The organism is Actinocatenispora rupis (assembly GCF_016861975.1).
Taxonomy (GTDB): Bacteria; Actinomycetota; Actinomycetes; order Mycobacteriales; family Micromonosporaceae; genus Actinocatenispora; species Actinocatenispora rupis.
On sequence record NZ_BOMB01000013.1, the window covers coordinates 1 to 25,907 of the forward strand.

Here is a 25,907-nt window from a genome sequence, read left to right on the forward strand (position 1 = left end):
GTCGGGGATGTTGGCGTTGCAGAAGAACATCGAGGGCGCGTTCGACGGCGGCCGGTTGCACATCACGCTGGAGATCACCAAGGACAACGGGAAGTACGCCGCCGGCGACGAACCCGTGTACGGCGCGGACACCGGCCCGAACTGCCGCGGGCTGCCGCAGCCGACGGTGCCGTTCGCCGGGCCCGACATCAACGACGGCTACCGGTACGGTGCGCCGCACTCCGGTGGCCTGCTCAACAACGACACGCTCGGCGGTGTCGGCGGCGGCACCGGCTCCGTCGACATGGGGTACGCCGGGACGGCGGAGGAGCGCGCCGTGGTGGATCCGCTGGTCGCCGCGGCCACGGACCGGAACGTGACGCAGGTCGGCGGCATCGACGACCTGCTGTGGGGACCGCTGATGCGTGGATCGGTGGTGAGTGCCAAGTGACACGGAGCAGCAGCCGCAGCGTCCTGCCGTCGCTGGTGAAGCTGGCGGTGTTCGCGGTCGTGACGATCGCGTTGACGGCGTTGCTGGCGCAGACCCTCGGCTCGCTGGGCTGGCTCGGGGGCACCCGGTACAAGGCCCAGTTCACCGACGTGACCGGCCTGTTGCAGGGTGACGACATCCGCATCGCCGGCGTGAAGGTGGGCCAGGTCAAGGACATCGAGCTGGTACACGGGAAGACGGCGCAGGTGTCGTTCACCCTCGACGACACGATCACGGTGCCGAAGTCGGTCCGAGCGAAGATCCGCTACCGCAACCTCATCGGCCAGCGGTACGTCGAGCTGACGGAGGGCTCGGGTGACGGCGGCGAGATGCGCCCGGGTGACGTGATCCCGGTGTCGCACACCGAACCGGCGCTCGACCTGACCGTACTGTTCAACGGCTTCCAGCCGCTGTTCGCCGGGCTGTCGCCCAAGGACGTCAACAAGTTCGCGTACGAGATCATCCAGGTGTTGCAGGGCGAGGGCGGCACCGTGAACGACCTGCTGGCGCGTACCGCGTCGTTGACGAACACGCTGGCGGACCGGGACAAGGTGATCGGCCGCGTGATCGACAACCTGAACCAGGTGCTCGCCACGCTCAACGCACGCGGTACGAAGCTGTCCGACACGATCGGGTCGTTGCAGGACTTCGTGTCCGGGCTGGCCGCGGACCGGCGCATCATCGGCGACTCGATCCAGAGCCTCGGCGACCTCACCGGCTCCACCGCCGACCTGGTACAGCAGGGGCGGCCGGCGCTGCGCGAGGACATCCGCCAGCTGCGTACGCTGGCCGGCACGCTCAACGCGAACTCGACGGTCATCGAGGGCACCCTGGCGCGGCTCCCGGTGCGGTTCAACGCCCTCGCCCGCACCGCGTCGTACGGGTCGTGGCTGAACTTCTACATGTGCAACTTCGACGGCTCGCTGAACGTACCGGGGGTCGGGACGGTCAACCCGACGACGTTCTCTGCCGCGGCGGCGCGCTGCGAGAAGGGCGGCACGCCGGCGACGCCGAACCCGAAGAAGTCCGGCGGTTCCGGCGGGGGAGGTGGCCGGTGAAACCGTTCCGCGAGCGTAACCCGGTCGTCATCGGCGCGGCCGGGCTGGCCGTGATCCTGGCCGGCGTACTGGCCGCGTTCAACACCGACAGCCTGCCGTTCATCGGTGGCGGCGACACCTACTCGGCGGCGTTCTCCGACGCGAGCGGCCTGGCCCCCGACAACGAGGTACGCATCGCGGGCGTGAAGGTCGGCAAGGTCACCGCGGTCGACCTGACCCAGCACGGCGGCAGGCCGGAGGTACGGGTCGAGTTCGAGGTGGACCGCGGCGTGTCGTTCGGGTCGCGGACCGAGGCGATGATCCGGATCAAGACCGTACTCGGGCAGAAGTTCCTGGGGCTGGATCCGGCCGGGTCGGGCCGGATGAACCCGGGCGACGAGATCCCGCGGTCGCGGACCAGCTCACCGTTCGACGTCGTCCAGGCGGTGAACGGGCTGGCCGACACGGTCGACAAGATCGACACCAAGCAGCTGGCGAAGGCGTTCGACGTGCTCGCCACCGCGCTCAAGGACACCGCGCCGAACGTCAAGGGTTCCATCACCGGCCTGTCCCGCCTCTCCCGTACGGTCGCGAGCCGGGACGCCGCGCTGCGCGAACTGCTGCGCCGGGCGCGCGGCGTCACGAAGGTGCTGGCCGACCGGGACAAGGAGTTCCAGCAGCTCATCTCGGACGGCAACAAGCTGCTGGCCGAGGTGAAGCAGCGCCGCGACGCGATCCACGAGCTCCTCGTCAACACCGACAAGCTGGCCAACCAGCTGTCCGGCCTGGTCACGGACAACCAGAAGCAGCTCGACCCGGCGCTGCGCGAACTGCGTGCCGTGGTCGGCATCCTGCAACGCAACCGCGACAACCTGACGAAGAGCATCCAGAGCATGTCGCCGTTCCTCGACGCGTTCAACAACGTACTGGGCAACGGGCGCTGGTTCGACTCGTACATCGACGCGCTGCTCCAGCCGTACCTGCCGGGTGCGCCGCCGGCGACCCCGGCGGGCGGTGACCGCGCCGGTGCCGCCGCCAACGAGAAGGCCCCCGCGGCCGGTTCGAAGGCGACACCCGGCACCAAGGCGACGCCCGGCAGCACGGCGACGCCCCGGAGCACGCCGAGCGGCAAGGCGACGGCCGGCCCGACCACGAGCCCGGGTAGGTGAGGCGGATGTCCAGGCACACCAACGGATCCCGGCCGCTCGCGCTGTTCCGCAGCCCGCTCGGCATCGTCCTCGCCGCAGCCGTCGTCGTCGTACTCGGCACCGCGATCGGGCTCGCCGCCTGGCGTTCCGGGCCGCCGCAGCGGACGCTGACCGCGCACTTCGCCGCCGCCGTCGGCATCTACCCGAACTCCGACGTGCGCATCATGGGCGTCAAGGTCGGCACGATCACGCGGGTGCACCCGGAGGGCAGCACCGTCGCCGTCACCATGACGTACGACGCGAAGTACAAGGTGCCGGCGACGGCGAAGGCGGTCATCGTGCCGCCGAGCGTCGTCTCCGACCGGTACGTGCAGCTCACCCCCGGATACTCCGGGCACGGGGCGCTGCTCGCCGACCACGCCCAGCTGCGCGGCGCGCGGGCGGTCGTCCCGCTGGAGCTGGACGACGTGTACAAGGCGCTCGACAACCTGAACACCGCGCTCGGCCCGGACGGCGCCAACAAGAACGGTTCGCTGTCGAACCTCGTCGGCAACGCCCGGAAGAACCTGCAGGGCAACGGAAAGGACCTGCACCAGACGCTGAACGATCTGGCCGACGCGCTCGACACGCTGTCGGACGGCCGGCAGGACCTGTTCGGCACCGTGGTCAACCTGCAGAAGTTCACGACCGCGCTGGCCGAGTCCGACGACGCGGTACGACAGTTCAACTCGCAGCTCGCCGACGTGTCCGAGCAGCTGGCCGGGGAGCGGGACGACCTGGCCGCGGCGTTGCGGGACCTGGGTGTGGCGCTGGGGCAGGTCAGCCGGTTCGTCAAGAACAACCGGCAGGAGCTGGTGAACAACGTCGACGCGCTGACCGACATCACCGGCGTACTGGTGAAGCAGCAGAAGTCCATCATGGACATCCTCGACGTGGCGCCGACCGCGCTGTCCAACCTGAACCTGGCATACAACGCGCGTTCCGGCACCTTGGACGTCCGCGACGACGTGCTCGGGCCGTACGACGCCGCCTCGTACGTGTGCTCGGTGGTCACGCACCTGGTGCCGGCGAAGCAGGTGCCGCTGGCGTGCTTCAAGCTGGCGACGCTGCTGGCCAAGGCCGGCCAGCCGCTCACCAAGGAACTCAAGAAGCTGCTCAGCCTGCTGCCGCTGCCCGGCGTGGACCTCGGCGCGATCGTCGACCCGGACCCCGACGGGACGACCGGCGGCACCGGGCGTACCGGGTCGAAGCCCGAGGACGGGGCGGGCGACACGTCCGGCGGCGTCACGTCCGACCCGACCCTCGGCGGCATCCTCGGAGGCGGTGCGTCATGAGTACGGACCGGAGGCGGCGGGTCGCGCGGGCGGTGCGGCGGATCGGCCTGGTGTTCGCCAGCCTGCTGCTCCTCGCCGGCTGCAGTTCCCAGGGCCTGTACGGGGTGTCCCTGCCGGGCGGCTCCGGCGGCGGCGGATACCGGGTGACGATCCAGTTCGCCGACGTCCTCGACCTCGTACCGCAGTCGGCGGTGAAGGTGAACGACGTGACCGTCGGCAGCGTACGCACGATCACGTTGAAGGGGTGGCACGCCGCGGTCGTCGTACAGGTGGACCGGGACGTCGCGCTGCCGGCGAACGCGGTGGCCTCGATCCGGCAGACGAGCCTGCTCGGCGAGAAGTTCGTGGACCTGAGCGCGCCGACGGACCGCCCGGCGACCGGCCGGCTCGCCGACGGCGCCACCATCCCCCTGTCGCGTACGAGTCGCAACGCCGAGGCCGAGGAGGTGCTCGGCGCGATGTCGTTGCTGCTCAACGGTGGCAGCCTGGAGAAGCTGCGGACCATCAACGACGAGGTCGGCAAGATCTTCGCCGGCAAGGAGAGCGACGTCCGCGACACGCTGCACCAGCTGGACACGTTCATCGGCGGGCTGGACGACCAGAAGAAGGACATCGTCCGGGCGATCGACGCGCTGGACAAGTTCTCCGCGGAGGTGGCGCGGCAGCGGGTCACCGTGGCGAAGGCGGTCGACGCGCTCGACCCGGGGCTCAAGGTACTCAACGGCCAGCGCCAGCAGCTCGTCGACATGCTCGCCGCGCTGGGCAAGCTCGGCCGCGTCGGTACCCGGGTGGTGCAGGAGAGCCGGGCCGACCTGCTGGCCAACCTGCGCTCCCTGCAACCGATCCTGACCCAGCTCGTACGCTCGGGCGACAACCTGCCGAAGTCGCTGGACCAGCTCCTGACGTACCCGTTCCCGCCGAACGTGACGGGCGCGATCGTCGGCGACTACGTCAACCTGCGCCTCACGCTCGACCTGAACGTCGGCGACCTGCTCACGAACCTGCTGACCAGTACGCCGACGGGCGACCAGAACGGCAAGGTCAAGAACCAGAACGGTCCGGTCCGCGACCCGAACGGGCCGGCCACCGGGCCCACCGACGCGCACGGCAAGTCACTGCCGCCGGGCGAGGCCAATCCGCGGCAGGGTGACCTGCTGAGCATGCTCGTGGGAGGGCTGACCGGATGATTCCCCGCGGCGTGAAGCTCAAGTGCCTGGCGTTCGTCCTGGTCAGCGTCCTCGGCGTGGCGTACGTGGCGGTCCGGTACGTCGGGGTCGGCGCGTCCCTGGTCGGCAGCACGTACCAGCTGTCGGCGGACTTCGCGAGCGCCGGCGGCATCTTCACCAACGCCTCCGTCACGTACCGGGGTAGTCCGGTCGGCAAGGTCACCGCCGTCGACCTCACCGCCCACGGCGTACGGGTCGGGATGCGCATCGACCGCGGCGTCAAGATCCCGCGCGACCTGCGCGCCGTCGTCGCGGACCGCTCCGCCGTCGGCGAGCAGTACCTGGACCTGCGGCCGAACACCGCCGCCGGCCCGTACCTGGCGGCCGGGGACACGATCCCGCAGAGCCGCACCGGCACGCCGCTGCCGACCGAGACGCTGCTGGTCAACCTGGACAAGCTGATCGCGTCGGTGGACACCAAGGACCTGCAGGTGGTCATCGACGAGCTGGGCCAGGCGTTCGAGGGCAGCGAGGACTCGCTCCAGCGGATCATCGACTCCAGCGACAAGCTGCTGCTCAGCGCGAACGCCAACCTGCCCCAGACCGTACGGCTGCTCCAGGACGGCCAGACCGTCCTCACCACGCAGCAGGCGTCGTCGGCCGAGATCCGCCGGTGGGCGCGCGGCCTCGCGCAACTCACCACGACCGTGCGTACGTCCGACGCCGACCTGCGCAAGGTCCTGGCGAACGCGCCGCCCGCCGCCCGCCAGGTCGCCGACCTGATCCGCGGCGTCGACCCGAGCGTCGGCACCCTGCTGGGCAACCTGATCACCGTCGGCGGCGTCGCCACCCGCCGGCTCCCCGGCATCAAGCAGATCCTCGTCGTGTACCCGCTGGTCACGGCCGGCGGCTTCACCGTGACGCCGGGGGACGGTACGGCGCACTTCGGGCTGGTGCTCGACGTCGACGACCCACCGCCGTGCCAGTACATCCGGACCGGCGAAACGCGGAAGTGCACGGCCGCGGAGCAGAGCCAGGGCTCCAGCGTCCGCGGGACGAACAACGCCCCGCGCCCCAGCGGCCCCGAGATCACCCCCGTACCGGAGGGCGGTGGCTCGCTGCCCGCCGCCGGTTCGTCCGCCGGCTCCGGCTCCACGCAGCAGAAGGCCGGCGCCAACCTCGCCGGGTACGACCCGACCACCGGTCTCGTACTCGGCCCGGACGGCGAACCGCTCCAGTTCGGCGGCACCGGCGGCCAGTACCAGCTGGCCGGCGACCAGTCCTGGAAGCAGTTGCTGCTCGCCGGCCTTGAGCCGTGACGCGCCACCCGAAGTACGAACAGGAGAACCACCGATGAGCGCAGACCGCAGGCGCCGGTCCGAGCCGCCCGCCGACGAGGCGTCCGGCTCCGACCGTGACCGACGGTCCGGCCCGGCGGCCACCGACGACCGGCCCGCCGCACCGCGGCCGAACATCCTCCGCCGGTACTGGTCGTCCACGCTCGGCCTGGTCGTCACCGCCGGCGTACTCGCCGTCCTGCTGGTGGGCGGCCTCGCGCTGGGCGCCGTCTTCGGCCTCGACGCGTACCACAAGCGCCAGGACGACATCGCACGCAACGGCGCGCTGTCCGCCGCGAAGACGACGGTCAGCAACTTCATGAGCGTCAGCGCCAGCAGCGTCGACCGCGACCTGAAACGGACCCTGTCCGGCGCGACCGGCGACTTCAAGCGCGAGTACCAGAACGGCATGGCCCAGACGAAGGCCGCCGTGGTGGAGAACAAGGTCGACTCCAAGGCCCGCGTACTCTGGGCCGGCGTCGTCACGAGCAAGGACAAATCGGCGACGGTACTCGTGGCCATGGACGCGACGGTCAAGAACACGAACGCACCGGACGGCCGCCGCGCGCACTACCGGGTACAGGTGACCATGGCCGAGCAGGACGGCCGCTGGCTGGTCTCGAAGCTCGACTTCGTCTGACCGGTCGCGAGCAGGTACGGAGGAAATCCCGCGATGGCCCGTTACAAGCCCCGGGGGCTGCGCACCCAGTCGCCGTCGAAGCCGGGTGCGGCCCGCCGCCCCGCCGGTACCACCAAGCGCACCCGTCCCGCCCCGCCCGCCGACAACCCGGACACCGACACCCAGGTCCCCGTAACCGCAGCTCAGCCCGTCAATACCGGCACCCCCGCCCAGGACACCGAGCCCGCCCAGAACACCGAGCCTGCGAAGGACGCCGAGCCTGCGGAGGACCCCGGGACCACTCCCGACGCGGACGAGGTTCGGGAAACCGACGACGCCGGGGACATCGATGCCGGTCAGGGCACGGATGACGCTCCGGACAGGGACGAGCAGGTTCCGGCCGACGACGATTCCAAGGCGGTCAAGGCCGACGACACCGACACCGCATCGGACCGCACCGAAGCATCCGGTACGAAGACGCGCCGCCCGAGCCCCCGCCCCCGTCGTACGAGGAAGGCCGCGGGGGAGCGGTCCACGGTCGAGACGGACGGGGCGTCGGGCGGGCGCAAGCCGTCCCCGCGCCCCCGGCGTACCGAGGAGGCGGCGACCCCGGTCGCGTCGTCGCGGCCCAAGGTGAAGGCCCCGGCGCGCCCCACCGGTACCCGCCGCCCGGCCACCGGCAACAAACCGGACGGTACGAAGAAGCCCGCGCGGCGGGGTGGAAAGCGTGCGGCGGCGCAGCGTCGGCGGCTGGCGCGTCGGCTCGCCGGCCTGCACGTCCTCGTCGTGGTCCTCGCCGTACTCGCGGTCCTGACCGTCCCGGCCGCGGTGTACGCCCTGGTCGCCAGCTATCGGGCCGACCAGACGAAGCAGGCGGAGAGCGACGCCACGTCGGTCGCCCAGGCCGCCGCCCCCGCGATCCTCTCGTACGACTACCGCACGTTCGACGCCAGCGTCAGCCGGGGCAAGCGGTACACGGGCGGCGACTTCGCCAAGCAGTACGCGAAGAGTACGAGCGGGTTGAAGGCCAGCGCGACGAAGGTGCGGGCGATCGTGACCGCCCGGGTCGCCGCCACGAGCGTCGTCTCCAGCAGCTCCGACCAGGTCGTCCTCCTCATGTACGTCGACCAGTACCGGAAGAACGTCAACATCGACGGGCAGAAGGTCGACCAGAACCGCGTGCTGTTGACGATGACCAGGCAGAATGGCTCGTGGAAGGTCACCAAGGTCACGGCGATCTGACCCCTACCGGTAGGTGCTTGTCGGTTTTTGCACCGTTGCCGGGCGGGTGTCTGGTTCGTCGATTCGGCCTTCCGGGCATGTTGACCGCGTGCCAACCCTTGACGACCCAGCGGTAGGCGGGCACGCTGATCTCTAGCTGCCTCCGCGTTGCGCGGAAGCCGGCCGTACGGAAGTTGGTGTCGGGTGCCCAGACTCGCTCTGGAGGCCGTCTCCGTGGCTCCGTGCGGCCTGGCCTGGACAGCGGTGTGCCCTTCGGCTACACTGCTAGTTTGCGCTGCCTTCCAACATTGTGCTCGCTGAAATTGTCTGATTGTCGCCGGTTTGGCGATCCTATTTGGGCGGTTTTCGGCGAGTCGTTCAAGGTGCGCGCGAAACGGCCGTCGCTGACAGGTCCTCGGAAGGACGCATCTTGGCAGCTTCCCGCCCTGCGAAGACCCTGACCACGAGTGCATACGCTCCCCGCCGAGTCTCCTTCGGCAGGATCACCGAACACCTTGAGGTGCCCAACCTCCTTGCCATCCAGACCGAGTCTTTCGACTGGCTGGTGGGCAACGAGGCGTGGCGCGCCCGCAGTGCCGATGACTCCGCCGCTCGGAGTGGACTCGCGGAGATCCTGGAGGAGATCAGTCCCATCGAGGACTTCTCCGGCACTATGTCGCTTTCCTTCTCGAACCCACGGTTCGACGAGGTGAAGGCGTCGATCGAAGAATGTAAGGAGAAGGACCTCACCTACTGCGCGCCGCTGTTCGTCACCGCGGAGTTCATCAACCACCAGACTGGCGAGATCAAGAGCCAGACGGTGTTCATGGGTGACTTCCCGATGATGACGAGCAAGGGCACGTTCATCATCAACGGCACCGAGCGTGTCGTCGTGTCGCAGCTGGTCCGTTCGCCGGGTGTCTACTTCGACAAGCAGCCCGACAAGACGTCCGACCGCGATGTCTCCAGCGTGAAGGTCATTCCGAGCCGGGGTGCCTGGCTGGAGTTCGACATCGACAAGCGCGACACGGCCGGTGTCCGCATCGACCGCAAGCGCCGTCAGGCCGTCACCGTCCTGCTCAAGGCCATCGGCTGGTCGAACGAGCAGATCCGGGAGCGCTTCGCGTGGTCCGAGATCATGCTCGCGACCCTGGAGAAGGACCACATCGGCAGCCAGGACGAGGCGCTGCTGGACATCTACCGCAAGCTGCGGCCGGGCGAGCCGCCGACGCGGGAGAACGCCCAGACCCTGCTCGACAACCTCTTCTTCAACCCGAAGCGGTACGACCTGGCCAAGGTCGGTCGCTACAAGGTGAACAAGAAGCTTGAGCTGGACGTCCCCGTCACCACCGGCGTGCTGACCGAGGACGACGTCGTCTCCGTCATCGAGTACCTGTGCCGGTTGCACACCGGTGAGGACGGGTACGACGCCGACGACATCGACCACTTCGGCAACCGCCGCGTGCGTACCGTCGGTGAACTCATCCAGAACCAGGTGCGCGTCGGCCTGTCCCGGATGGAGCGGGTCGTCCGCGAGCGGATGACCACGCAGGACGTCGAGGCGATCACGCCGCAGACCCTGATCAACATCCGGCCCGTCGTGGCCGCGATCAAGGAGTTCTTCGGCACCAGCCAGTCGTCGCAGTTCATGGACCAGACCAACCCGCTCTCGGGTCTGACCCACCGGCGGCGTCTGTCCGCGCTGGGGCCGGGCGGTCTCTCCCGGGACCGCGCCGGCATGGAGGTCCGTGACGTCCACCCGTCGCACTACGGCCGGATGTGCCCGATCGAGACGCCGGAAGGCCCGAACATCGGCCTGATCGGCGCGCTGTCCGCGTTCGCGCGGGTCAACCCGTTCGGGTTCATCGAGACGCCGTACCGGAAGGTCGTCGACGGCAAGGTCTCCGACGATGTGCAGTACCTGACCGCCGACGAGGAGGACCGGTACGTCATCGCGCAGGCCAACGCCCCGCTGAACTCGGACGGGTCGTTCGCCGAGGGCACCGTGCTCGTCCGTCGTAAGGGCGGCGAGTTCGAGGCCGTGGGTCCGCAGCTCGTCGACTACATGGACGTCTCGCCGCGGCAGATGACCTCGGTCGGTACCGCGATGATCCCGTTCCTGGAGCACGACGACGCGAACCGCGCGCTCATGGGCGCGAACATGCAGCGTCAGTCCGTGCCGCTGGTCAAGGCGGAGTCGCCGCTGGTCGGCACCGGCATGGAGTACCGTGCCGCGGTCGACGCGGGTGACGTCGTCGTGGCCGAGGAGCCGGGTGTCGTCGAGGACCTGTGCGCCGACTACGTGACGGTGCACCAGGACGACGGCCACCGCCGGACGTACCTGCTGCACAAGTTCCGTCGGTCCAATTCCGGCACCTGCGTCAACCAGCGTCCGGTCGTGGACGAGGGCCAGCGGGTGGAGGCCGGTCAGGTCATCGCCGACGGCCCGTGCACCGACCAGGGCGAGATGGCGCTGGGCAAGAACCTGCTCGTCGCGTTCATGCCGTGGGAGGGCTACAACTACGAGGACGCGATCATCCTCTCGCAGCGCATCGTGCAGGAGGACGTGCTCTCCTCGATCCACATCGAGGAGCACGAGGTCGACGCCCGCGACACCAAGCTGGGTCCGGAGGAGATCACCCGGGACATCCCGAACGTCTCCGAGGAGATGCTGGCCGACCTCGACGAACGGGGCATCATCCGCATCGGCGCCGAGGTCCGGGACGGCGACATCCTGGTCGGCAAGGTCACGCCCAAGGGCGAGACGGAGCTGACCCCGGAGGAGCGGCTGCTGCGCGCGATCTTCGGCGAGAAGGCCCGGGAGGTCCGGGACACCTCGCTGAAGGTGCCGCACGGCGAGTCCGGCACGGTCATCGGCGTCCGCACGTTCAGCCGGGAGGACGGCGACGAGCTGTCCCCGGGCGTGAACGAGCTGGTCCGGGTGTACGTGGCGCAGAAGCGCAAGATCCAGGACGGTGACAAGCTCGCGGGCCGGCACGGCAACAAGGGCGTCATCTCCAAGATCCTGCCGCTGGAGGACATGCCGTTCCTGGAGGACGGCACGCCCGTCGACATCGTGCTCAACCCGCTCGGTGTGCCGAGCCGGATGAACATCGGCCAGGTGCTGGAGACACACCTCGGCTGGCTGGCCAAGAACGGCTGGAAGCTCGACGTCGACGACACCCCGTGGAAGCAGTCGCTCGCGTCGATCGGAGCCGACTCGTCCGTACCGGACACGAACCTGGCGACGCCGGTGTTCGACGGTGCGCACGAGGAGGAGATCGCCGGGATGCTGGAGGCGTCGCTCCCGAACCGGGACGGCACCCAGCTGATCGGTTCCAGCGGCAAGGCGAAGCTGTTCGACGGTCGTTCCGGCGAGCCGTTCCCGTCGCCGATCGCGGTCGGTTACATGTACATCATCAAGCTGAACCACCTGGTGGACGACAAGATCCACGCCCGCTCCACCGGCCCGTACTCGATGATCACGCAGCAGCCGCTGGGTGGTAAGGCGCAGTTCGGTGGCCAGCGGTTCGGCGAGATGGAGTGCTGGGCCATGCAGGCCTACGGCGCGGCGTACGCGTTGCAGGAGCTGCTGACGATCAAGTCCGACGACGTGGTCGGCCGCGTCAAGGTGTACGAGGCGATCGTCAAGGGCGAGAACATCCCCGAGCCGGGCATCCCGGAGTCGTTCAAGGTTCTGCTCAAGGAACTCCAGTCGCTGTGCCTGAACGTCGAGGTGCTGTCCAGCGACGGGGTCACCCTGGAGATGAAGGACAGCGACGACGAGGTGTTCCGCGCTGCGGAGGAACTGGGTATCGACCTGTCCCGGCACGAGCCGAGCAGCGTCGAAGAGGTCTAAGTGGTTGTACCGGGGCGCTTCGGGCGCCCCGGTACCCCGAAGGACAGCGGCCGATACCACCGGCCGGGCGGCGTGCACACCGTCCGACCACAACCCAAAGGGGACTGACCACAAGTGCTCGACGTGAACTTCTTCGACGAGCTGCGGATCGGCCTGGCCAGCGCCGACGACATTCGGCAGTGGTCGCATGGCGAGGTCAAGAAGCCCGAGACGATCAACTACCGCACCCTGAAGCCGGAGAAGGACGGGCTCTTCTGCGAGAAGATCTTCGGCCCCACCCGGGACTGGGAGTGCTACTGCGGCAAGTACAAGCGCGTCCGGTTCAAGGGCATCATCTGTGAGCGCTGCGGCGTCGAGGTGACCCGTGCCAAGGTGCGTCGTGAGCGGATGGGCCACATCGAGCTGGCCGCGTCCGTCACGCACATCTGGTACTTCAAGGGTGTGCCGAGCCGGCTGGGCTACCTGCTGGACATCGCGCCGAAGGACCTCGAAAAGATCATCTACTTCGCCGCGTACGTGGTGACGAAGGTGGACACCGAGGCCCGGCACCGTGACCTGCCGACGATCGAGTCGGAGATCGGTGCGGAGAAGCGCCAGCTGGAGAACCGCCGGGACGCCGACGTCGACGCCCGCGCCAAGAAGCTCGAAGCCGACCTGGCCGAGCTGGAGGCCGAGGGCGCCAAGAGCGACGTACGGCGGAAGGTCAAGGAGTCCGGCGAGCGCGAGATGCGCCAGCTCCGCGACCGCGCGCAGCGCGAGATCGACCGGCTCGACGAGGTCATGGAGACCTTCCGGAAGCTGGAGCCGAAGCAGCTCGTCCCGGACGAGCTGCTGTACCGCGAGCTCCGCGACCGCTTCGGGGAGTACTTCGAGGGCGGCATGGGCGCCGAGGCGATCAAGGCTCTCCTGGAGAACCTGAACCTCGACACCGAGTCCGAGAACCTGCGCGAGACGATCCGTTCCGGCAAGGGGCAGCGGAAGATCCGGGCGCTGAAGCGGCTGAAGGTCGTGGCGGCGTTCCAGAACACCCGCAACTCGCCGCTCGGCATGGTGCTCGACTGCGTACCGGTGATCCCGCCGGACCTGCGCCCGATGGTGCAGCTCGACGGTGGCCGGTTCGCCACCTCCGACCTGAACGACCTGTACCGCCGGGTCATCAACCGGAACAACCGCCTCAAGCGACTGATCGACCTCGGCGCGCCCGAGATCATCGTCAACAACGAGAAGCGGATGCTCCAGGAGGCCGTCGACGCGCTGTTCGACAACGGCCGCCGCGGTCGTCCGGTGACCGGTCCGGGCAACCGGCCGCTCAAGTCGCTGTCCGACATGCTCAAGGGCAAGCAGGGCCGGTTCCGTCAGAACCTGCTCGGCAAGCGCGTCGACTACTCCGGCCGTTCGGTCATCGTGGTCGGCCCGCGGCTCAAGCTGCACCAGTGCGGCCTGCCGCGGTACATGGCGCTGGAGCTGTTCAAGCCGTTCGTGATGAAGCGCCTGGTGGACCTGAACCACGCGCAGAACATCAAGTCGGCGAAGCGCATGGTCGAGCGCGGTCGTACCGCGGTGTGGGACGTCCTCGAAGAGGTCATCTCCGAGCACCCGGTACTGCTGAACCGTGCGCCGACCCTGCACCGGCTGGGCATCCAGGCGTTCGAGCCGCAGCTCATCGAGGGCAAGGCGATCCAGCTGCACCCGCTGGTGTGTGCCGCGTTCAACGCCGACTTCGACGGCGACCAGATGGCGGTGCACGTACCGCTGTCGACCGAGGCGCAGGCCGAGGCCCGCATCCTGATGCTGTCCTCGAACAACATCCTGAAGCCCTCGGACGGCAAGCCCGTCACCATGCCGTCGCACGAGATGATCATCGGCCTGTACCACCTGACCCACCGCAGCGAGGGTGCGCAGGGCGAGGGCCGGATCTTCTCGTCGCCGGCCGAGGCGCAGATGGCGTTCGACGCCGGTGACCTGGACCTCCAGGCTCCGGTACGGATCCGGCTGAGCGGGATCACCTCGGTGACCAACGGTGCCGGTGCCGAGCCCTGGCAGGCGCCGGAGGGTTGGCAGCCGGGTGAGCGGGTGGTCCTGGAGACCACGCTCGGGCGCGTCCTCTTCAACGAGGCGCTCCCCGAGGAGTACCCGTTCATCAACTACGAGATCCGTAAGGGTCAGCTCTCGGCCATCGTCAACGACCTGGCCGAGCGCACCCCGAAGGTGCTCCTCGCCGCGACCCTGGACGCCCTCAAGGAGGCCGGTTACCACTGGGCCACCTGGTCGGGCCTGACCATCGGTATCGCCGACGTGGTCGACCCGCCGCACAAGAAGGCGATCCTGGAGCGGCACGAGTCGGACGCCGCGCAGGTGGACAAGCAGTACCAGCGTGGTCTGATGACCGCCGAGGAGCGTCGCGGCGAGCTGATCGAGATCTGGACCAAGGCGACCGCCGAGGTGGCCAAGGACATGGAGGACGCGCTCCCGCAGGAGAACGCCCTCTGGAAGATGATCAACTCCGGGGCGCGCGGCAACATGCTGCAGCTGCGCCAGATCGCGGCGATCCGCGGCCTGGTGGCCAACCCGAAGGGCGAGATCATCCCGCGGCCGATCAAGTCGAGCTACCGCGAGGGTCTCTCCGTGCTGGAGTACTTCATCGCCACGCACGGCGCCCGGAAGGGTCTGGCCGACACCGCCCTGCGTACCGCCGACTCGGGTTACCTGACCCGTCGTCTGGTGGACGTCTCGCAGGACGTGATCATCCGCGAGGAGGACTGCGGCACCGAGCGGTCCGTACCGATGGCGGTCGCGGCGTTGGTCGACGGCACGCTGGTCAAGGACGAGCACGTGGAGACGAGCGTGTTCGCCCGGTCGCTGGCCGAGGACGTGCACGACACCGACGGCAACCTGATCGCCACCCGGAACACCGACGTCGGTGGTCCGCTGGTGGACAAGCTGGTCGCCGGCGGCGTCAAGTCGGTCAAGGTCCGGTCGGTCCTGACCTGCGAGTCGCGGCTCGGCGTCTGCGCGCACTGCTACGGTCGCTCGCTGCCGACGGGCCAGCTCGTCGACATCGGCGAGGCGGTCGGCATCATCGCCGCCCAGTCGATCGGTGAGCCCGGCACCCAGCTCACGATGCGTACCTTCCACACCGGTGGTGTGGCCGGTGACGACATCACGCAGGGTCTGCCGCGTGTGCAGGAGATCTTCGAGGCCCGCGTACCCAAGGGCAAGGCGCCGATCGCCACCTCGTCCGGTCGCATCCGGATCGAGGACGGCGAGAAGTCCCGGAAGATCATCCTCACCCCGGACGACGGCTCCGACGAGATCGTGTACGACAAGATCCCGCGGCGTACCCGTCTGCGTGTGCAGGAGGGTGGCCACATCGAGATCGGTGAGAAGCTCACCGAGGGCACGATCGACCCGCACGAGCTGCTGATCCTCGGCCCGCGTGCCGTGCAGCTGCACCTGGTCCGCGAGGTCCAGGAGGTCTACCGGTCGCAGGGTGTGCTGATCCACGACAAGCACATCGAGATCATCGTCCGGCAGATGCTCAAGCGCGTCATCGTGATCGACTCCGGCGGCTCGGAGTTCCTGCCCGGCACCCCGGTCGAGAACGCCATGTTCCAGGCCGAGAACCGCCGGCTGGTGACCGAGGGCGGGGAGCCGGCTTCCGGTCGTCCGGTCCTCATGGGCATCACGAAGGCGTCGCTGGCGACCGAGTCGTGGCTGTCGGCGGCCTCCTTCCAGGAGACCACCCGGGTCCTCACCGAGGCGGCGATCGAGGCGCGCAGCGACTCGCTCATCGGCCTCAAGGAGAACGTCATCATCGGTAAGCTCATCCCGGCCGGTACCGGTATCTCCAAGTACCGGAACATCCGGGTCGAGCCGACCGAGGAGGCGAAGGCCCAGGTGTACTCGATGACCGGGTACGGCGACACCGACTACGGGTTCGGCCCGGCCAGCGGCCAGGCGGTTCCGCTGGACGACTACGACCTCGGTGGCTTCGGCCGCTGAGTTCAGTCCGACCCAACGGCGACGGGCCGTCGGGGACCACACGGTCCCCGGCGGCCCTTGCCGTACCGCGGGCATGGCGGCGGGCGAGTACGTTGGGACCTGATCGGATCGATACGCGCCGGCTCGTCGACAGCCCGGCGGTACCTGGGGGGTAGCGGTTGTCAGCGGCAGTTGACCATGCGGCGGCGCCGACGGTTGCCGGTCGCCGGCACCCCCTCGACCCGGACCCGGTGCGGTCCACCAAGGCGCTCGCGGTGCTCTGGCTGGGTGTCGTCGGCCTGGTGTTCTCGCCGGTCGTGGCCGGTGTCGTGCCGGCGGTGTTCGCGCTGGCGCTGGGTCGGTGGACCGAGACCGAGATGCGCGCCTCCGAGGGTTTCCTGACCGGTACCGCTCCGCTCCGGCTCGGCGTCCGGTTGGCCCGGGTGGCGCTGCTCGTCGCCGTCGCGGTGGTCGTCGTCGGCGTGGTGATCGCGCTGTTCCGTACCGGTGGTGGCGGTTCCACCGGCGTTCAGTACGGTCCGGACGTGAACTGATTTCTGCCCGGCCGTCCCGTAGCGGCGCCGGCGAGGAAGGAACAGCATGAGTGACCAGTCCGGGCCTGGACAGGGTTCCGGTCAGGCCGGCCAGCAGCCGACCCCCGGCTACCTGATCCCCTCCGACTCGGAACGCGGCGTCGACGAGAACTCGACGCCGCCACCGCTCCCGCCGCAGCCGCCCACGCCAGCACCACCTGCGCCGCCGAGCGGCCCGTCGTTCACCCTGCCGTCGGCCGAGCCGGATTCGCCGGTCAGCGGCCCGTCCGGCCCGCCGCCGGCCCAGCAGTACGGCGGATCCGCCAACGCCGAGCCGAACACCCCGGCCACCGGGTACGGCGCGGGTTCGCCGACCGCCACTCCCGGCGCGTCGTACGGGCAGCCCGCCGGCTCCGGACCGTACGACCAGGGCAGTTACGGCCAGCAGCCGCAGCAGCCGTCCGCCCCGCCGTACGGGCAGCCCTCCGCCCCGCCGTCGTACAACCAGCAGAGCGCGCCCCCGGCGTACAACCAGCAGCCCCCGCAGTACGGCCAGCCCGGGTACGGGCAGCAGCCCGGCTACGGCCAGGCCCCGGGGTACGGCCAGCCGGCCGGCGCGCCGGCGTACCCGCAGGGTGGTTACGGCACACCGCCGCAGCAGCAGTACGGCGTGATGCTGCCGCCCAACAAGCCGCCGAACTCCGGGCTCGCGATCGGCGCGATGATCGCCGGCATCGGTGGCGCGGTGCTGGGCGTCTTCGGCTGGTGCAGCATCCTGATCGGCATTCCGGCGATGCTGGCCGGCGCGGCCGGCATCATCCTGGGTGTCGTGTCGCGGAAGCAGATCGCGGCGTCTAACGAGCAGACCGGCGGCGCGGGGATGGCCCTGGCGGGCATCATCTGCGGCGCGATCGGTGCCGGCATCGGCCTGATCGGTGTGATCATCAGCCTGGTGTGGATCGGCGCGCTCATGTCCAGTTCCTCGTCGTACTGAGGTCACCGGAGTCACGATCTGCCGGGTCCGTGCGGGACGGTGCGTCCCGCTCGGTATCCTCAAGAAAAAACAGGTGGTACGTCGGTGTCGGCCACCCCGGGTGGGAGGTCCACCACCCCCGTTTTGACCACGGTCCAGATGGTGGGTACTCTTGGTCTTCGTGCCTGGGCACTGCCTGGGCTCGTCGCGTGTGCGTCCTAGGCCGGTGCCTTCGCACTGGCCGGCATGGGCTGACCGGCCCTGGCCAGGTCAGCCACAAGACGACGTGCAAGACAAAGACTGTGTCGAGTGATCGCGCAGTTCCGGAGGTCTGCGAGCGGGCGACACGCCCGACCGCGGGGGTCGGGAGACCGGCCGGCCGGCCTGCGCCGTGCCGCCACGTACGAGGCCGTGCGCCACGTGTCGGGGCGGATCAAGGGCGCAGCCTCACCCGGCACGACACCCCGGCAGCACCCGCAAGACCCGTACGAACCCGATCACGTTCAGATTGGCCCGGCCAGTGATGGCCGAAGGGAGCGAAAGACCCGGTGCCCACGATCCAGCAGTTGGTCCGTAAGGGCCGCCAGGCGAAGACCAGCAAGACCAAGACGCCGGCACTGAAGGGGAGCCCGCAGCGGCGCGGCGTGTGCACGCGTGTGTACACGACCACCCCGAAGAAGCCGAACTCGGCGCTGCGCAAGGTGGCCCGCGTGAAGCTGTCCAGCGGCATCGAGGTCACCGCGTACATCCCGGGCGTCGGCCACAACCTGCAGGAGCACTCGATCGTGCTCGTGCGTGGTGGCCGGGTGAAGGACCTCCCGGGTGTGCGTTACAAGATCGTCCGCGGCTCGCTGGACACCCAGGGCGTGCGGAACCGTAAGCAGGCGCGCAGCCGCTACGGAGCGAAGAGGGAGAAGAGCTGACATGCCGCGTAAGGGACCCGCGCCGCGTCGTCCGCTGACCGCGGACCCGGTGTACGGCTCGGTGCTCGTCACCCAGCTGATCAACAAGGTGCTCATCTCGGGTAAGCGCCAGCTGGCCGAGCGCCTCGTGTACGACGCGCTCGAGGGCGCTCGGGAGAAGACGGGCACCGACCCGATCGTCACCCTGAAGCGTGCCCTGGACAACGTGAAGCCGACCCTGGAGGTCCGCAGCCGCCGTGTCGGTGGCGCGACGTACCAGGTGCCGGTCGAGGTGCGGCCGCAGCGCGCGACCACCCTGGGCCTGCGCTGGCTGATCCAGTACTCGCGGGCGCGGCGCGAGAAGACCATGACCGAGCGGCTGATGAACGAGCTGCTCGACGCCAGCAACGGGCTGGGTGCCGCGGTCAAGCGCCGCGAGGACACCCACAAGATGGCCGAGTCCAACAAGGCCTTCGCGCACTACCGCTGGTAGTACGACGCAGGTTCGACCCGGCAACCCACAAGACCGTGGTCCCCGCTCGGCGGGGTTCATCCGGAGGTAGCAGTGGCTAAAGCTGACGCCGCCCTGGCCCAGCTTCGGAACATCGGCATCATGGCGCACATCGATGCCGGTAAGACGACGACGACCGAGCGGATCCTGTTCTACACCGGCATCACGTACAAGATCGGTGAGGTCCACGAGGGCGCTGCCGTCATGGACTGGATGGAGCAGGAGCAGGAGCGTGGCATCACGATCACTTCTGCTGCGACGAAGTGTGAGTGGAAAGACCACACCATCCAGATCATCGACACGCCGGGCCACGTCGACTTCACCGTCGAGGTGGAGCGGTCGCTGCGCGTCCTGGACGGCGCCATCGCCGTGTACGACGGGGTTGCCGGGGTAGAACCGCAGACCGAGAACGTGTGGCGGCAGGCGGACAAGTACCACGTCCCGCGGATGTGCTTCGTCAACAAGCTCGACCGCACCGGCGCGGACTTCTACCGCTGCGTCGACATGATGGTCGAGCGGCTGAACTCGACGCCGCTCGTGCTGCAGATCCCGATCGGGAACGAGGCCGACTTCGTCGGCGTCGTCGACCTGATCCGCATGAAGGCGCTGACCTGGCGTGGCGAAACCCAGAAGGGTGAGGACTACGCCGTCGAGGACATCCCCGCCGAGCTGCAGGAGAAGGCCGCGGAGTTCCGGGAGAAGCTCCTGGAGACCCTGGCCGACGTCGACGACGCGGTGATGGAGAAGTACCTCGAAGGCGAGGAGCTGTCCGAGGCCGAGATCAAGGCCGCCATCCGGCGCGCCACGATCGGCAACAAGGCCAACCCGGTGGTGTGCGGTTCGGCGTTCAAGAACAAGGGCGTGCAGCCCATGCTCGACGCCGTGATCGACTACCTGCCGAGCCCGCTGGACGTGCCCGCGATCCAGGGTGTCGCCACCGACGGCGAGACCCCGGTCGAGCGGCACTCGGACGTCAAGGAGCCGTTCGCCGGCCTGGCGTTCAAGATCCAGACGGACAAGCACCTCGGCAAGCTGACCTTCGTCCGGATCTACTCGGGCTCGGTCGAGGTCGGTGCGCAGGTGGTGAACTCCACCAAGGACCGCAAGGAGCGCATCGGCAAGATCTACCAGATGCACGCCAACAAGCGGGAGGAGCGCACCTCCGCGCAGGCTGGCGACATCATCGCGGTGCAGGGCCTGAAGCAGACCACCACCGGTGACACGCTCTGCGACCCGGCCAACCCGGTGATCCTGGAGTCGATGACGTTCCCGGAGCCGGTCATCGACGTGGCGATCGAGCCCAAGTCGAAGGCCGACCAGGAGAAGCTGTCGACCGCGATCCAACGTCTCGCCGAGGAGGACCCGACCTTCCGGGTCCGTACCGACGAGGAGAGCGGCCAGACCGTCATCGGCGGCATGGGCGAGCTGCACCTCGACGTCCTCGTCGACCGCATGCGGCGCGAGTTCAACGTCGAGGCGAACATCGGCAAGCCGCAGGTCGCGTACCGCGAGACCATCAAGAAGCTGGTCGAGAACGTCACCTACCTGCACAAGAAGCAGACGGGTGGCTCCGGCCAGTTCGCGAAGGTCGTCGTGAACCTGGAGCCGCTGCCGCTGAGCCCGGACGCCCCGACGTACGAGTTCTCGAACAAGGTCACCGGTGGCCGCGTGCCGCGGGAGTACATCCCGTCGGTGGACGCCGGTGCGCAGGACGCCATGCAGTACGGCGTGCTGGCCGGGTACCCGCTGGTCGGCGTCAAGCTGACGCTGACCGACGGTCAGTACCACGAGGTCGACTCGTCCGAGATGGCGTTCAAGATCGCCGGTTCGATGGTGCTGAAGGAGGCTGCCCGCAAGGCCAGCCCGGTGCTGCTCGAACCGATGATGGCGGTCGAGGTCACCACGCCCGAGGAGAACATGGGCGACGTGATCGGCGACCTGAACTCGCGGCGCGGTGCGATCCAGGCGATGGAGGAGCGTGGCGGCGCCCGCGTCGTCCGCGCGGCGGTGCCGCTGTCCGAGATGTTCGGCTACGTCAACGACCTCCGGTCGAAGACGCAGGGTCGGGCGAGCTACTCGATGCAGTTCGACTCGTACGCCGAGGTCCCGCAGAACGTGGCCAAGGACATCATCGCCAAGGCCACCGGCGAGTGATCCGAACGTCGCGGTGCCCCTGACGGGGTGCCGCGGCGGGCGCGGATCACCGCGCCACCGAACCGAAAACCACCAGCGTCCGGCGGCTTGGTCTCAAGCGCCAGTTCCGGATAAGGCGTAGAAAACAGCAAGTCCACAGGAGGACACCAGTGGCGAAGGCGAAGTTCGAGCGGACCAAGCCGCACGTCAACATCGGCACCATCGGTCACATCGACCACGGCAAGACGACGCTGACGGCGGCCATCACGAAGGTCCTGCACGACAAGTACCCGGACCTGAACCCGTACACGCCGTTCGACGAGATCGACAACGCGCCTGAGGAGAAGCAGCGCGGTATCACGATCTCGATCTCGCACGTCGAGTACCAGACCGAGTCGCGGCACTACGCGCACGTCGACTGCCCCGGTCACGCGGACTACATCAAGAACATGATCACCGGTGCCGCCCAGATGGACGGCGCGATCCTGGTGGTCGCCGCGACCGACGGCCCGATGCCGCAGACCCGCGAGCACGTGCTGCTGGCCCGCCAGGTCGGCGTTCCGTACATCGTGGTCGCCCTGAACAAGGCGGACATGGTCGAGGACGAGGAGCTCATGGAGCTCGTCGAGCTCGAGGTACGCGAGCTGCTGTCGAGCCAGGAGTACCCGGGCGACGACCTGCCGGTCGTGAAGGTCTCCGCGCTGAAGGCGCTGGAGGGCGACGAGAAGTGGGCCGCGTCGGTTGGCGAGCTCATGGACGCCGTGGACAGCTACATCCCGGAGCCCGAGCGCGACATCGACAAGCCGTTCCTGATGCCGATCGAGGACGTCTTCACGATCACCGGCCGCGGCACCGTGGTCACGGGTCGCGCCGAGCGCGGCACGCTCAAGGTGAACGAGACCGTCGAGATCGTCGGCATCCACGAGAAGTCGACCACCACCACCGTCACCAGCGTCGAGATGTTCCGCAAGATCCTCGACGAGGCGCGCGCCGGTGAGAACTGCGGTCTGCTCCTGCGCGGTATCAAGCGCGAGGACGTCGAGCGCGGCCAGGTCGTCGTTAAGCCCGGCAGCATCACCCCGCACACCAACTTCGACTGCCAGGTCTACATCCTGTCGAAGGACGAGGGCGGGCGGCACACGCCGTTCTTCAACAACTACCGGCCCCAGTTCTACTTCCGTACGACCGACGTGACCGGCGTCGTGACCCTCCCCGAGGGCACCGAGATGGTCATGCCGGGCGACAACACCTCGATGACGGTGGAGCTGATCCAGCCCATCGCCATGGAGGAGGGCCTGAAGCTGGCGATCCGGGAAGGCGGCCGCACCGTCGGCGCCGGCCAGGTCACCAAGATCAACAAGTAGCGATCTGTGGGGTGACCGGTACCCACCGGGCAATGTTGGTGGGTCCGGTCACCCCGGTTTCCGTTCGCCGCACTGGGTACGGCATACTAGACAGGTTGCGTCCGCGGCGCGTTCGGATGCGTGCGCTCGGTTTTCGGGCCACTGCAGCGGAAGTCGCGTCGCACGATGCGAGGCCAGCGAGCCTGGCCGATCGGTCTTCCGATCGGGCGGTGTGGAGCCGAGCGTCGAGGCCCGCGCAGTGTCACCGCGTTGGTGGTGGCCGCGGGGAGTGACGTCGAGATACAGGCGGATCTCCGGTCCGGATTCCCGGGCGGAGCTGTGACCCTGAGTCGGCGACACGCCCGACCGCGGGGGTCGGAGAAGCCGGCGTAAGAGCCGGTTGACCGGCTGATGAAGGACCACAGGAGCCCGGCAGGGACCACAGGGTTTGCGCCCGGTGAGCCCGACGGGCAGCGGCACGAGAGAAGGAATCAGAAGCCACCATGGCGGGACAGAAGATCCGCATCCGGCTGAAGGCCTACGACCACGAGGTCGTCGACTCCTCGGCGCGAAAGATCGTCGAGACGGTGACGCGCACCGGGGCTCAGGTCGCTGGCCCGGTGCCGCTGCCCACGGAGATCAACCGTTTCTGCGTCATCCGCTCGCCGCACAAGTACAAGGACTCGCGCGAGCACTTCGAGATGCGTACGCACAAGCGGCTGATCGACATCATCGACCCCACTCCGAAGACGGTCGACTCGCTGATGCGGCTGGACCTTCCGGCCGGCGTCGACATCGAGATCAAGCTGTAGGGACCGGAGACGATGGACAGGCAAGTCAAGGGAATCCTGGGCGCCAAGCTCGGCATGACCCAGGTCTGGGACGAGTTCAACCGCGTCGTTCCGGTGACCGTCGTACAGGCCGGACCGTGCGTCGTCACGCAGGTGCGTACGGCGGACAAGGACGGCTACTCGGCGGTGCAGCTCGCCTACGGCGCGATCGACCCCCGCAAGGTGAACAAGCCCGAGGCTGGTCACTTCGCGAAGGCGGGCGTCACGCCGCGCCGGCACGTGGTCGAGATCCGCACCACCGACGCCAGCGAGTACGAGCTGGGCGCCGAGGTGACGGTCGAGGACTTCGCCACCGGGCAGCTCGTCGACGTGACCGGGCGTACCAAGGGCAAGGGCTTCGCCGGTGTGATGAAGCGCCACGGCTTCCACGGCCTGAAGGCGTCGCACGGCGTCGAGCGCAAGCACCGCTCGCCGGGCTCGATCGGTGGCTGCGCCACCCCGGGCCGCGTGTTCAAGGGCGTGCGGATGGCCGGCCGGATGGGTTCGGACCGTTTCACGGTGCAGAACCTGGTCGTGGTCGACGTTGACCCGGAGAACAACCTCCTGCTGATCAAGGGCGCGCTTCCGGGCCCCCGCAACGGGGTCGTCCTGCTGCGTACCGCGGCCAAGCAGGCGCTGCGCAAGGGCGGTGTCAAGTGAGCCAGGTGAAGGTAGTGGACCGCAACGGCGGTGACGCCGGTTCGGCCGAGCTGCCCGACGAGATCTTCGACGTACAGGTCAACGTGCCGCTGATGCACCAGGTCGTGGTGGCCCAGCTGGCCGCCGCGCGCCAGGGCACGCACAAGGCGAAGACCCGCGGCGAGGTGTCCGGCGGTGGCAAGAAGCCGTACCGGCAGAAGGGCACCGGCCGCGCCCGTCAGGGTTCGACCCGGGCGCCGCAGTTCGCCGGTGGTGGCGTCGTGCACGGCCCCGTGCCGCGTGACTACGCGCAGCGGACCCCGAAGAAGATGAAGGCCGCCGCGCTGCGCGGTGCGCTGTCCGACCGGGCCCGCTCCGAGCAGGTGCACGTGGTCTCCTCGCTGGTCGAGGGTGACACCCCGAGCACCAAGTCGGCCCTGACCGCGCTGCGCAAGGTGACCGAGGCCCCGCGGGTCCTGGTCGTCGTCGCCCGCGAGGACGAGCTGACCTGGCGCAGCCTGCGGAACGCCCCGGAGGTCCACCTGATCGCCGCCGACCAGCTCAACACGTACGACGTGCTGGTCAACGACGACGTGGTGTTCACCGCCGACGCGCTGGACGAGTTCCTCGGCAAGCGCGCGAAGGCTGAGGAGGAAGCATGAGCGGGGTCAGCTTCAACGACCCGCGGGACGTCATCGACCGTCCGGTCGTGTCCGAGAAGAGCTACGGCCTGCTGGACCAGAACAAGTACACGTTCCTGGTCCACCCGGACGCGAACAAGACGCAGATCAAGATCGCCGTCGCACAGATCTTCAACGTCAAGGTGCTCTCGGTGAACACGATCAACCGGGAGGGCAAGCGCAAGCGCACCCGCACCGGTTTCGGGAAGCGGAAGAGCACCAAGCGGGCGATCGTGACCCTCGCTCCGGGCGACCGGATCGAGGCGTTCGGCGGCCCGGTCAGCTGACCAGGCGGACACGCCGGTACCGAATTCTGATGGACGCCGGCCAGAGGTAGAGAGAGAACGATGGGCATCCGCAAGTACAAGCCGACCACACCAGGTCGTCGCGGCTCGTCCGTGTCGGACTTCGTGGAGATCACCCGGAGTACGCCGGAGAAGTCGCTGCTGCGCCCGCTGCACAACAAGGGTGGCCGTAACTCGCAGGGCAAGGTCACCACGCGGCACCAGGGTGGCGGCCACAAGCGGCAGTACCGCCTCGTCGACTTCCGTCGCAACGACAAGGACGGCGTGCCGGCCAAGGTCGCGCACATCGAGTACGACCCGAACCGTACGGCTCGGATCGCGCTGCTGCACTTCGTCGACGGCACCAAGCGGTACATCCTCGCGCCGCGCGGCCTGAAGCAGGGCGCGCTGGTCGAGTCCGGCCCCGCCGCCGACATCCAGCCCGGCAACAACAAGCCGCTGCGCAACATCCCGGTCGGTACCACGATCCACGCGGTCGAGCTGCGACCCGGCGGTGGCGCGAAGCTGGGCCGGTCCGCCGGCGCCAGCATCCAGCTCCAGGCCAAGGAGGGGATGTACGCCACGCTGCGGCTCCCGTCCGGTGAGACGCGGCTGGTGGACGTCCGGTGCCGGGCCACGATCGGTGAGGTCGGCAACGCCGAGCAGTCCAACATCAACTGGGGCAAGGCCGGCCGGATGCGCTGGAAGGGCAAGCGTCCGACGGTTCGTGGTGTGGCGATGAACCCGGTCGACCACCCGCACGGTGGTGGTGAGGGCAAGACCTCCGGTGGTCGTAACCCGGTCAACCCGAACGGTAAGCCCGAAGGGCGCACCCGCCGTAAGGGCAAGGAGAGCGACCGGCTCATCATCCGTCGCCGTTACGCCAACCGGAAGCGCTAGGAGTACAC

The 25,907-nt window shown here is 68.7% G+C and carries 21 protein-coding genes; all 21 read left to right on the top strand.

The features are described from left to right. On the top strand, positions 1-430 hold a 430-nt coding region (locus tag Aru02nite_RS12175; protein ID WP_203657581.1), incomplete at its 5' end, for a hypothetical protein. Beyond that, positions 427-1,527: an MCE family protein gene (locus Aru02nite_RS12180; RefSeq protein ID WP_203657582.1), complete on the top strand. Its 1,101-nt coding sequence runs from the start codon at positions 427-429 to the stop codon at positions 1,525-1,527. The genes Aru02nite_RS12175 and Aru02nite_RS12180, both read left to right, overlap by 4 nt. Further along, entirely contained in the window at positions 1,524-2,675 is a 1,152-nt protein-coding gene (locus Aru02nite_RS12185) for an MCE family protein (RefSeq protein WP_203657583.1), read from the top strand. The genes Aru02nite_RS12180 and Aru02nite_RS12185 overlap by 4 nt, the downstream gene beginning before the upstream one ends. Before the next feature lie 5 nt (positions 2,676-2,680). After that, a complete protein-coding gene (locus tag Aru02nite_RS12190; protein ID WP_203657584.1) occupies positions 2,681-3,988 on the top strand; it encodes an MCE family protein in 1,308 nt (435 codons plus the stop codon). Next, positions 3,985-5,175, top strand: coding sequence for an MCE family protein (locus Aru02nite_RS12195; protein WP_203657585.1), 1,191 nt, complete (start codon positions 3,985-3,987; stop codon positions 5,173-5,175). Before Aru02nite_RS12190 ends, Aru02nite_RS12195 begins: the two co-directional genes overlap by 4 nt. After that, positions 5,172-6,473: an MCE family protein gene (locus tag Aru02nite_RS12200; protein WP_203657586.1), complete on the top strand. Its 1,302-nt coding sequence runs from the start codon at positions 5,172-5,174 to the stop codon at positions 6,471-6,473. The genes Aru02nite_RS12195 and Aru02nite_RS12200 overlap by 4 nt, the downstream gene beginning before the upstream one ends. 34 nt (positions 6,474-6,507) lie before the next feature. After that, positions 6,508-7,131 (top strand): Rv1363c family protein, encoded by a 624-nt coding sequence (locus Aru02nite_RS12205; protein ID WP_203657587.1) that lies wholly within the window; start codon positions 6,508-6,510, stop codon positions 7,129-7,131. A gap of 33 nt (positions 7,132-7,164) precedes the next feature. After that, positions 7,165-8,352, top strand: coding sequence for a hypothetical protein (locus tag Aru02nite_RS12210; RefSeq protein WP_203657588.1), 1,188 nt, complete (start codon positions 7,165-7,167; stop codon positions 8,350-8,352). Positions 8,353-8,761: 409 nt separating this feature from the next. Beyond that, the gene (gene rpoB / locus Aru02nite_RS12215; protein WP_203657589.1) at positions 8,762-12,190 is read left to right on the top strand and encodes a DNA-directed RNA polymerase subunit beta; all 3,429 of its coding nucleotides are present in this window, start codon (positions 8,762-8,764) and stop codon (positions 12,188-12,190) included. Positions 12,191-12,304: 114 nt separating this feature from the next. Continuing rightward, positions 12,305-16,192 (top strand): DNA-directed RNA polymerase subunit beta', encoded by a 3,888-nt coding sequence (locus tag Aru02nite_RS12220; protein ID WP_203657590.1) that lies wholly within the window; start codon positions 12,305-12,307, stop codon positions 16,190-16,192. A 230-nt stretch (positions 16,193-16,422) separates the two neighbouring features. After that, complete coding sequence (locus Aru02nite_RS12225) at positions 16,423-16,725, top strand: hypothetical protein (protein ID WP_239076631.1); 303 nt, start codon at positions 16,423-16,425, stop codon at positions 16,723-16,725. A 46-nt stretch (positions 16,726-16,771) separates the two neighbouring features. Next, the gene (locus Aru02nite_RS12230) at positions 16,772-17,698 is read left to right on the top strand and encodes a hypothetical protein (RefSeq protein WP_203657592.1); all 927 of its coding nucleotides are present in this window, start codon (positions 16,772-16,774) and stop codon (positions 17,696-17,698) included. A gap of 527 nt (positions 17,699-18,225) precedes the next feature. After that, entirely contained in the window at positions 18,226-18,600 is a 375-nt protein-coding gene (gene rpsL / locus Aru02nite_RS12235) for a 30S ribosomal protein S12 (RefSeq protein ID WP_203657593.1), read from the top strand. A 1-nt stretch (position 18,601) separates the two neighbouring features. Beyond that, positions 18,602-19,072 (top strand): 30S ribosomal protein S7, encoded by a 471-nt coding sequence (rpsG, locus tag Aru02nite_RS12240; protein ID WP_203657594.1) that lies wholly within the window; start codon positions 18,602-18,604, stop codon positions 19,070-19,072. 72 nt (positions 19,073-19,144) lie between these two features. Further along, positions 19,145-21,244: an elongation factor G gene (gene fusA, locus Aru02nite_RS12245; protein ID WP_203657595.1), complete on the top strand. Its 2,100-nt coding sequence runs from the start codon at positions 19,145-19,147 to the stop codon at positions 21,242-21,244. Positions 21,245-21,393: 149 nt separating this feature from the next. Then, positions 21,394-22,587, top strand: a complete 1,194-nt coding sequence (gene tuf, locus Aru02nite_RS12250; RefSeq protein WP_203657596.1) for an elongation factor Tu — start codon at positions 21,394-21,396, stop codon at positions 22,585-22,587. 482 nt (positions 22,588-23,069) lie between these two features. Continuing rightward, entirely contained in the window at positions 23,070-23,378 is a 309-nt protein-coding gene (gene rpsJ / locus Aru02nite_RS12255) for a 30S ribosomal protein S10 (protein ID WP_007073037.1), read from the top strand. A 12-nt stretch (positions 23,379-23,390) separates the two neighbouring features. Continuing rightward, positions 23,391-24,056, top strand: coding sequence for a 50S ribosomal protein L3 (rplC, locus tag Aru02nite_RS12260; protein WP_203657597.1), 666 nt, complete (start codon positions 23,391-23,393; stop codon positions 24,054-24,056). Then, positions 24,053-24,697, top strand: a complete 645-nt coding sequence (rplD, locus tag Aru02nite_RS12265; RefSeq protein ID WP_203657598.1) for a 50S ribosomal protein L4 — start codon at positions 24,053-24,055, stop codon at positions 24,695-24,697. The genes rplC and rplD overlap by 4 nt, the downstream gene beginning before the upstream one ends. Further along, positions 24,694-25,002: a 50S ribosomal protein L23 gene (rplW, locus tag Aru02nite_RS12270; protein ID WP_203657599.1), complete on the top strand. Its 309-nt coding sequence runs from the start codon at positions 24,694-24,696 to the stop codon at positions 25,000-25,002. The genes rplD and rplW overlap by 4 nt, the downstream gene beginning before the upstream one ends. A gap of 60 nt (positions 25,003-25,062) precedes the next feature. Then, a complete protein-coding gene (gene rplB / locus Aru02nite_RS12275; protein WP_203657600.1) occupies positions 25,063-25,899 on the top strand; it encodes a 50S ribosomal protein L2 in 837 nt (278 codons plus the stop codon). The last annotated feature ends 8 nt before the right edge of the window (positions 25,900-25,907 follow it).

Coding starts and splice junctions, on each gene's coding strand:
- Aru02nite_RS12205 (WP_203657587.1), top strand. CDS start 6,508: ATGAGCGCAGACCGCAGGCGCCGGTCCGAGCCGCCCGCCGACGAGGCG.
- Aru02nite_RS12230 (WP_203657592.1), top strand. CDS start 16,772: ATGAGTGACCAGTCCGGGCCTGGACAGGGTTCCGGTCAGGCCGGCCAG.
- rpsJ (WP_007073037.1), top strand. CDS start 23,070: ATGGCGGGACAGAAGATCCGCATCCGGCTGAAGGCCTACGACCACGAG.
- Aru02nite_RS12200 (WP_203657586.1), top strand. CDS start 5,172: ATGATTCCCCGCGGCGTGAAGCTCAAGTGCCTGGCGTTCGTCCTGGTC.
- rpsG (WP_203657594.1), top strand. CDS start 18,602: ATGCCGCGTAAGGGACCCGCGCCGCGTCGTCCGCTGACCGCGGACCCG.
- rplC (WP_203657597.1), top strand. CDS start 23,391: ATGGACAGGCAAGTCAAGGGAATCCTGGGCGCCAAGCTCGGCATGACC.
- Aru02nite_RS12210 (WP_203657588.1), top strand. CDS start 7,165: ATGGCCCGTTACAAGCCCCGGGGGCTGCGCACCCAGTCGCCGTCGAAG.
- rplW (WP_203657599.1), top strand. CDS start 24,694: ATGAGCGGGGTCAGCTTCAACGACCCGCGGGACGTCATCGACCGTCCG.
- Aru02nite_RS12195 (WP_203657585.1), top strand. CDS start 3,985: ATGAGTACGGACCGGAGGCGGCGGGTCGCGCGGGCGGTGCGGCGGATC.
- Aru02nite_RS12190 (WP_203657584.1), top strand. CDS start 2,681: ATGTCCAGGCACACCAACGGATCCCGGCCGCTCGCGCTGTTCCGCAGC.
- rplB (WP_203657600.1), top strand. CDS start 25,063: ATGGGCATCCGCAAGTACAAGCCGACCACACCAGGTCGTCGCGGCTCG.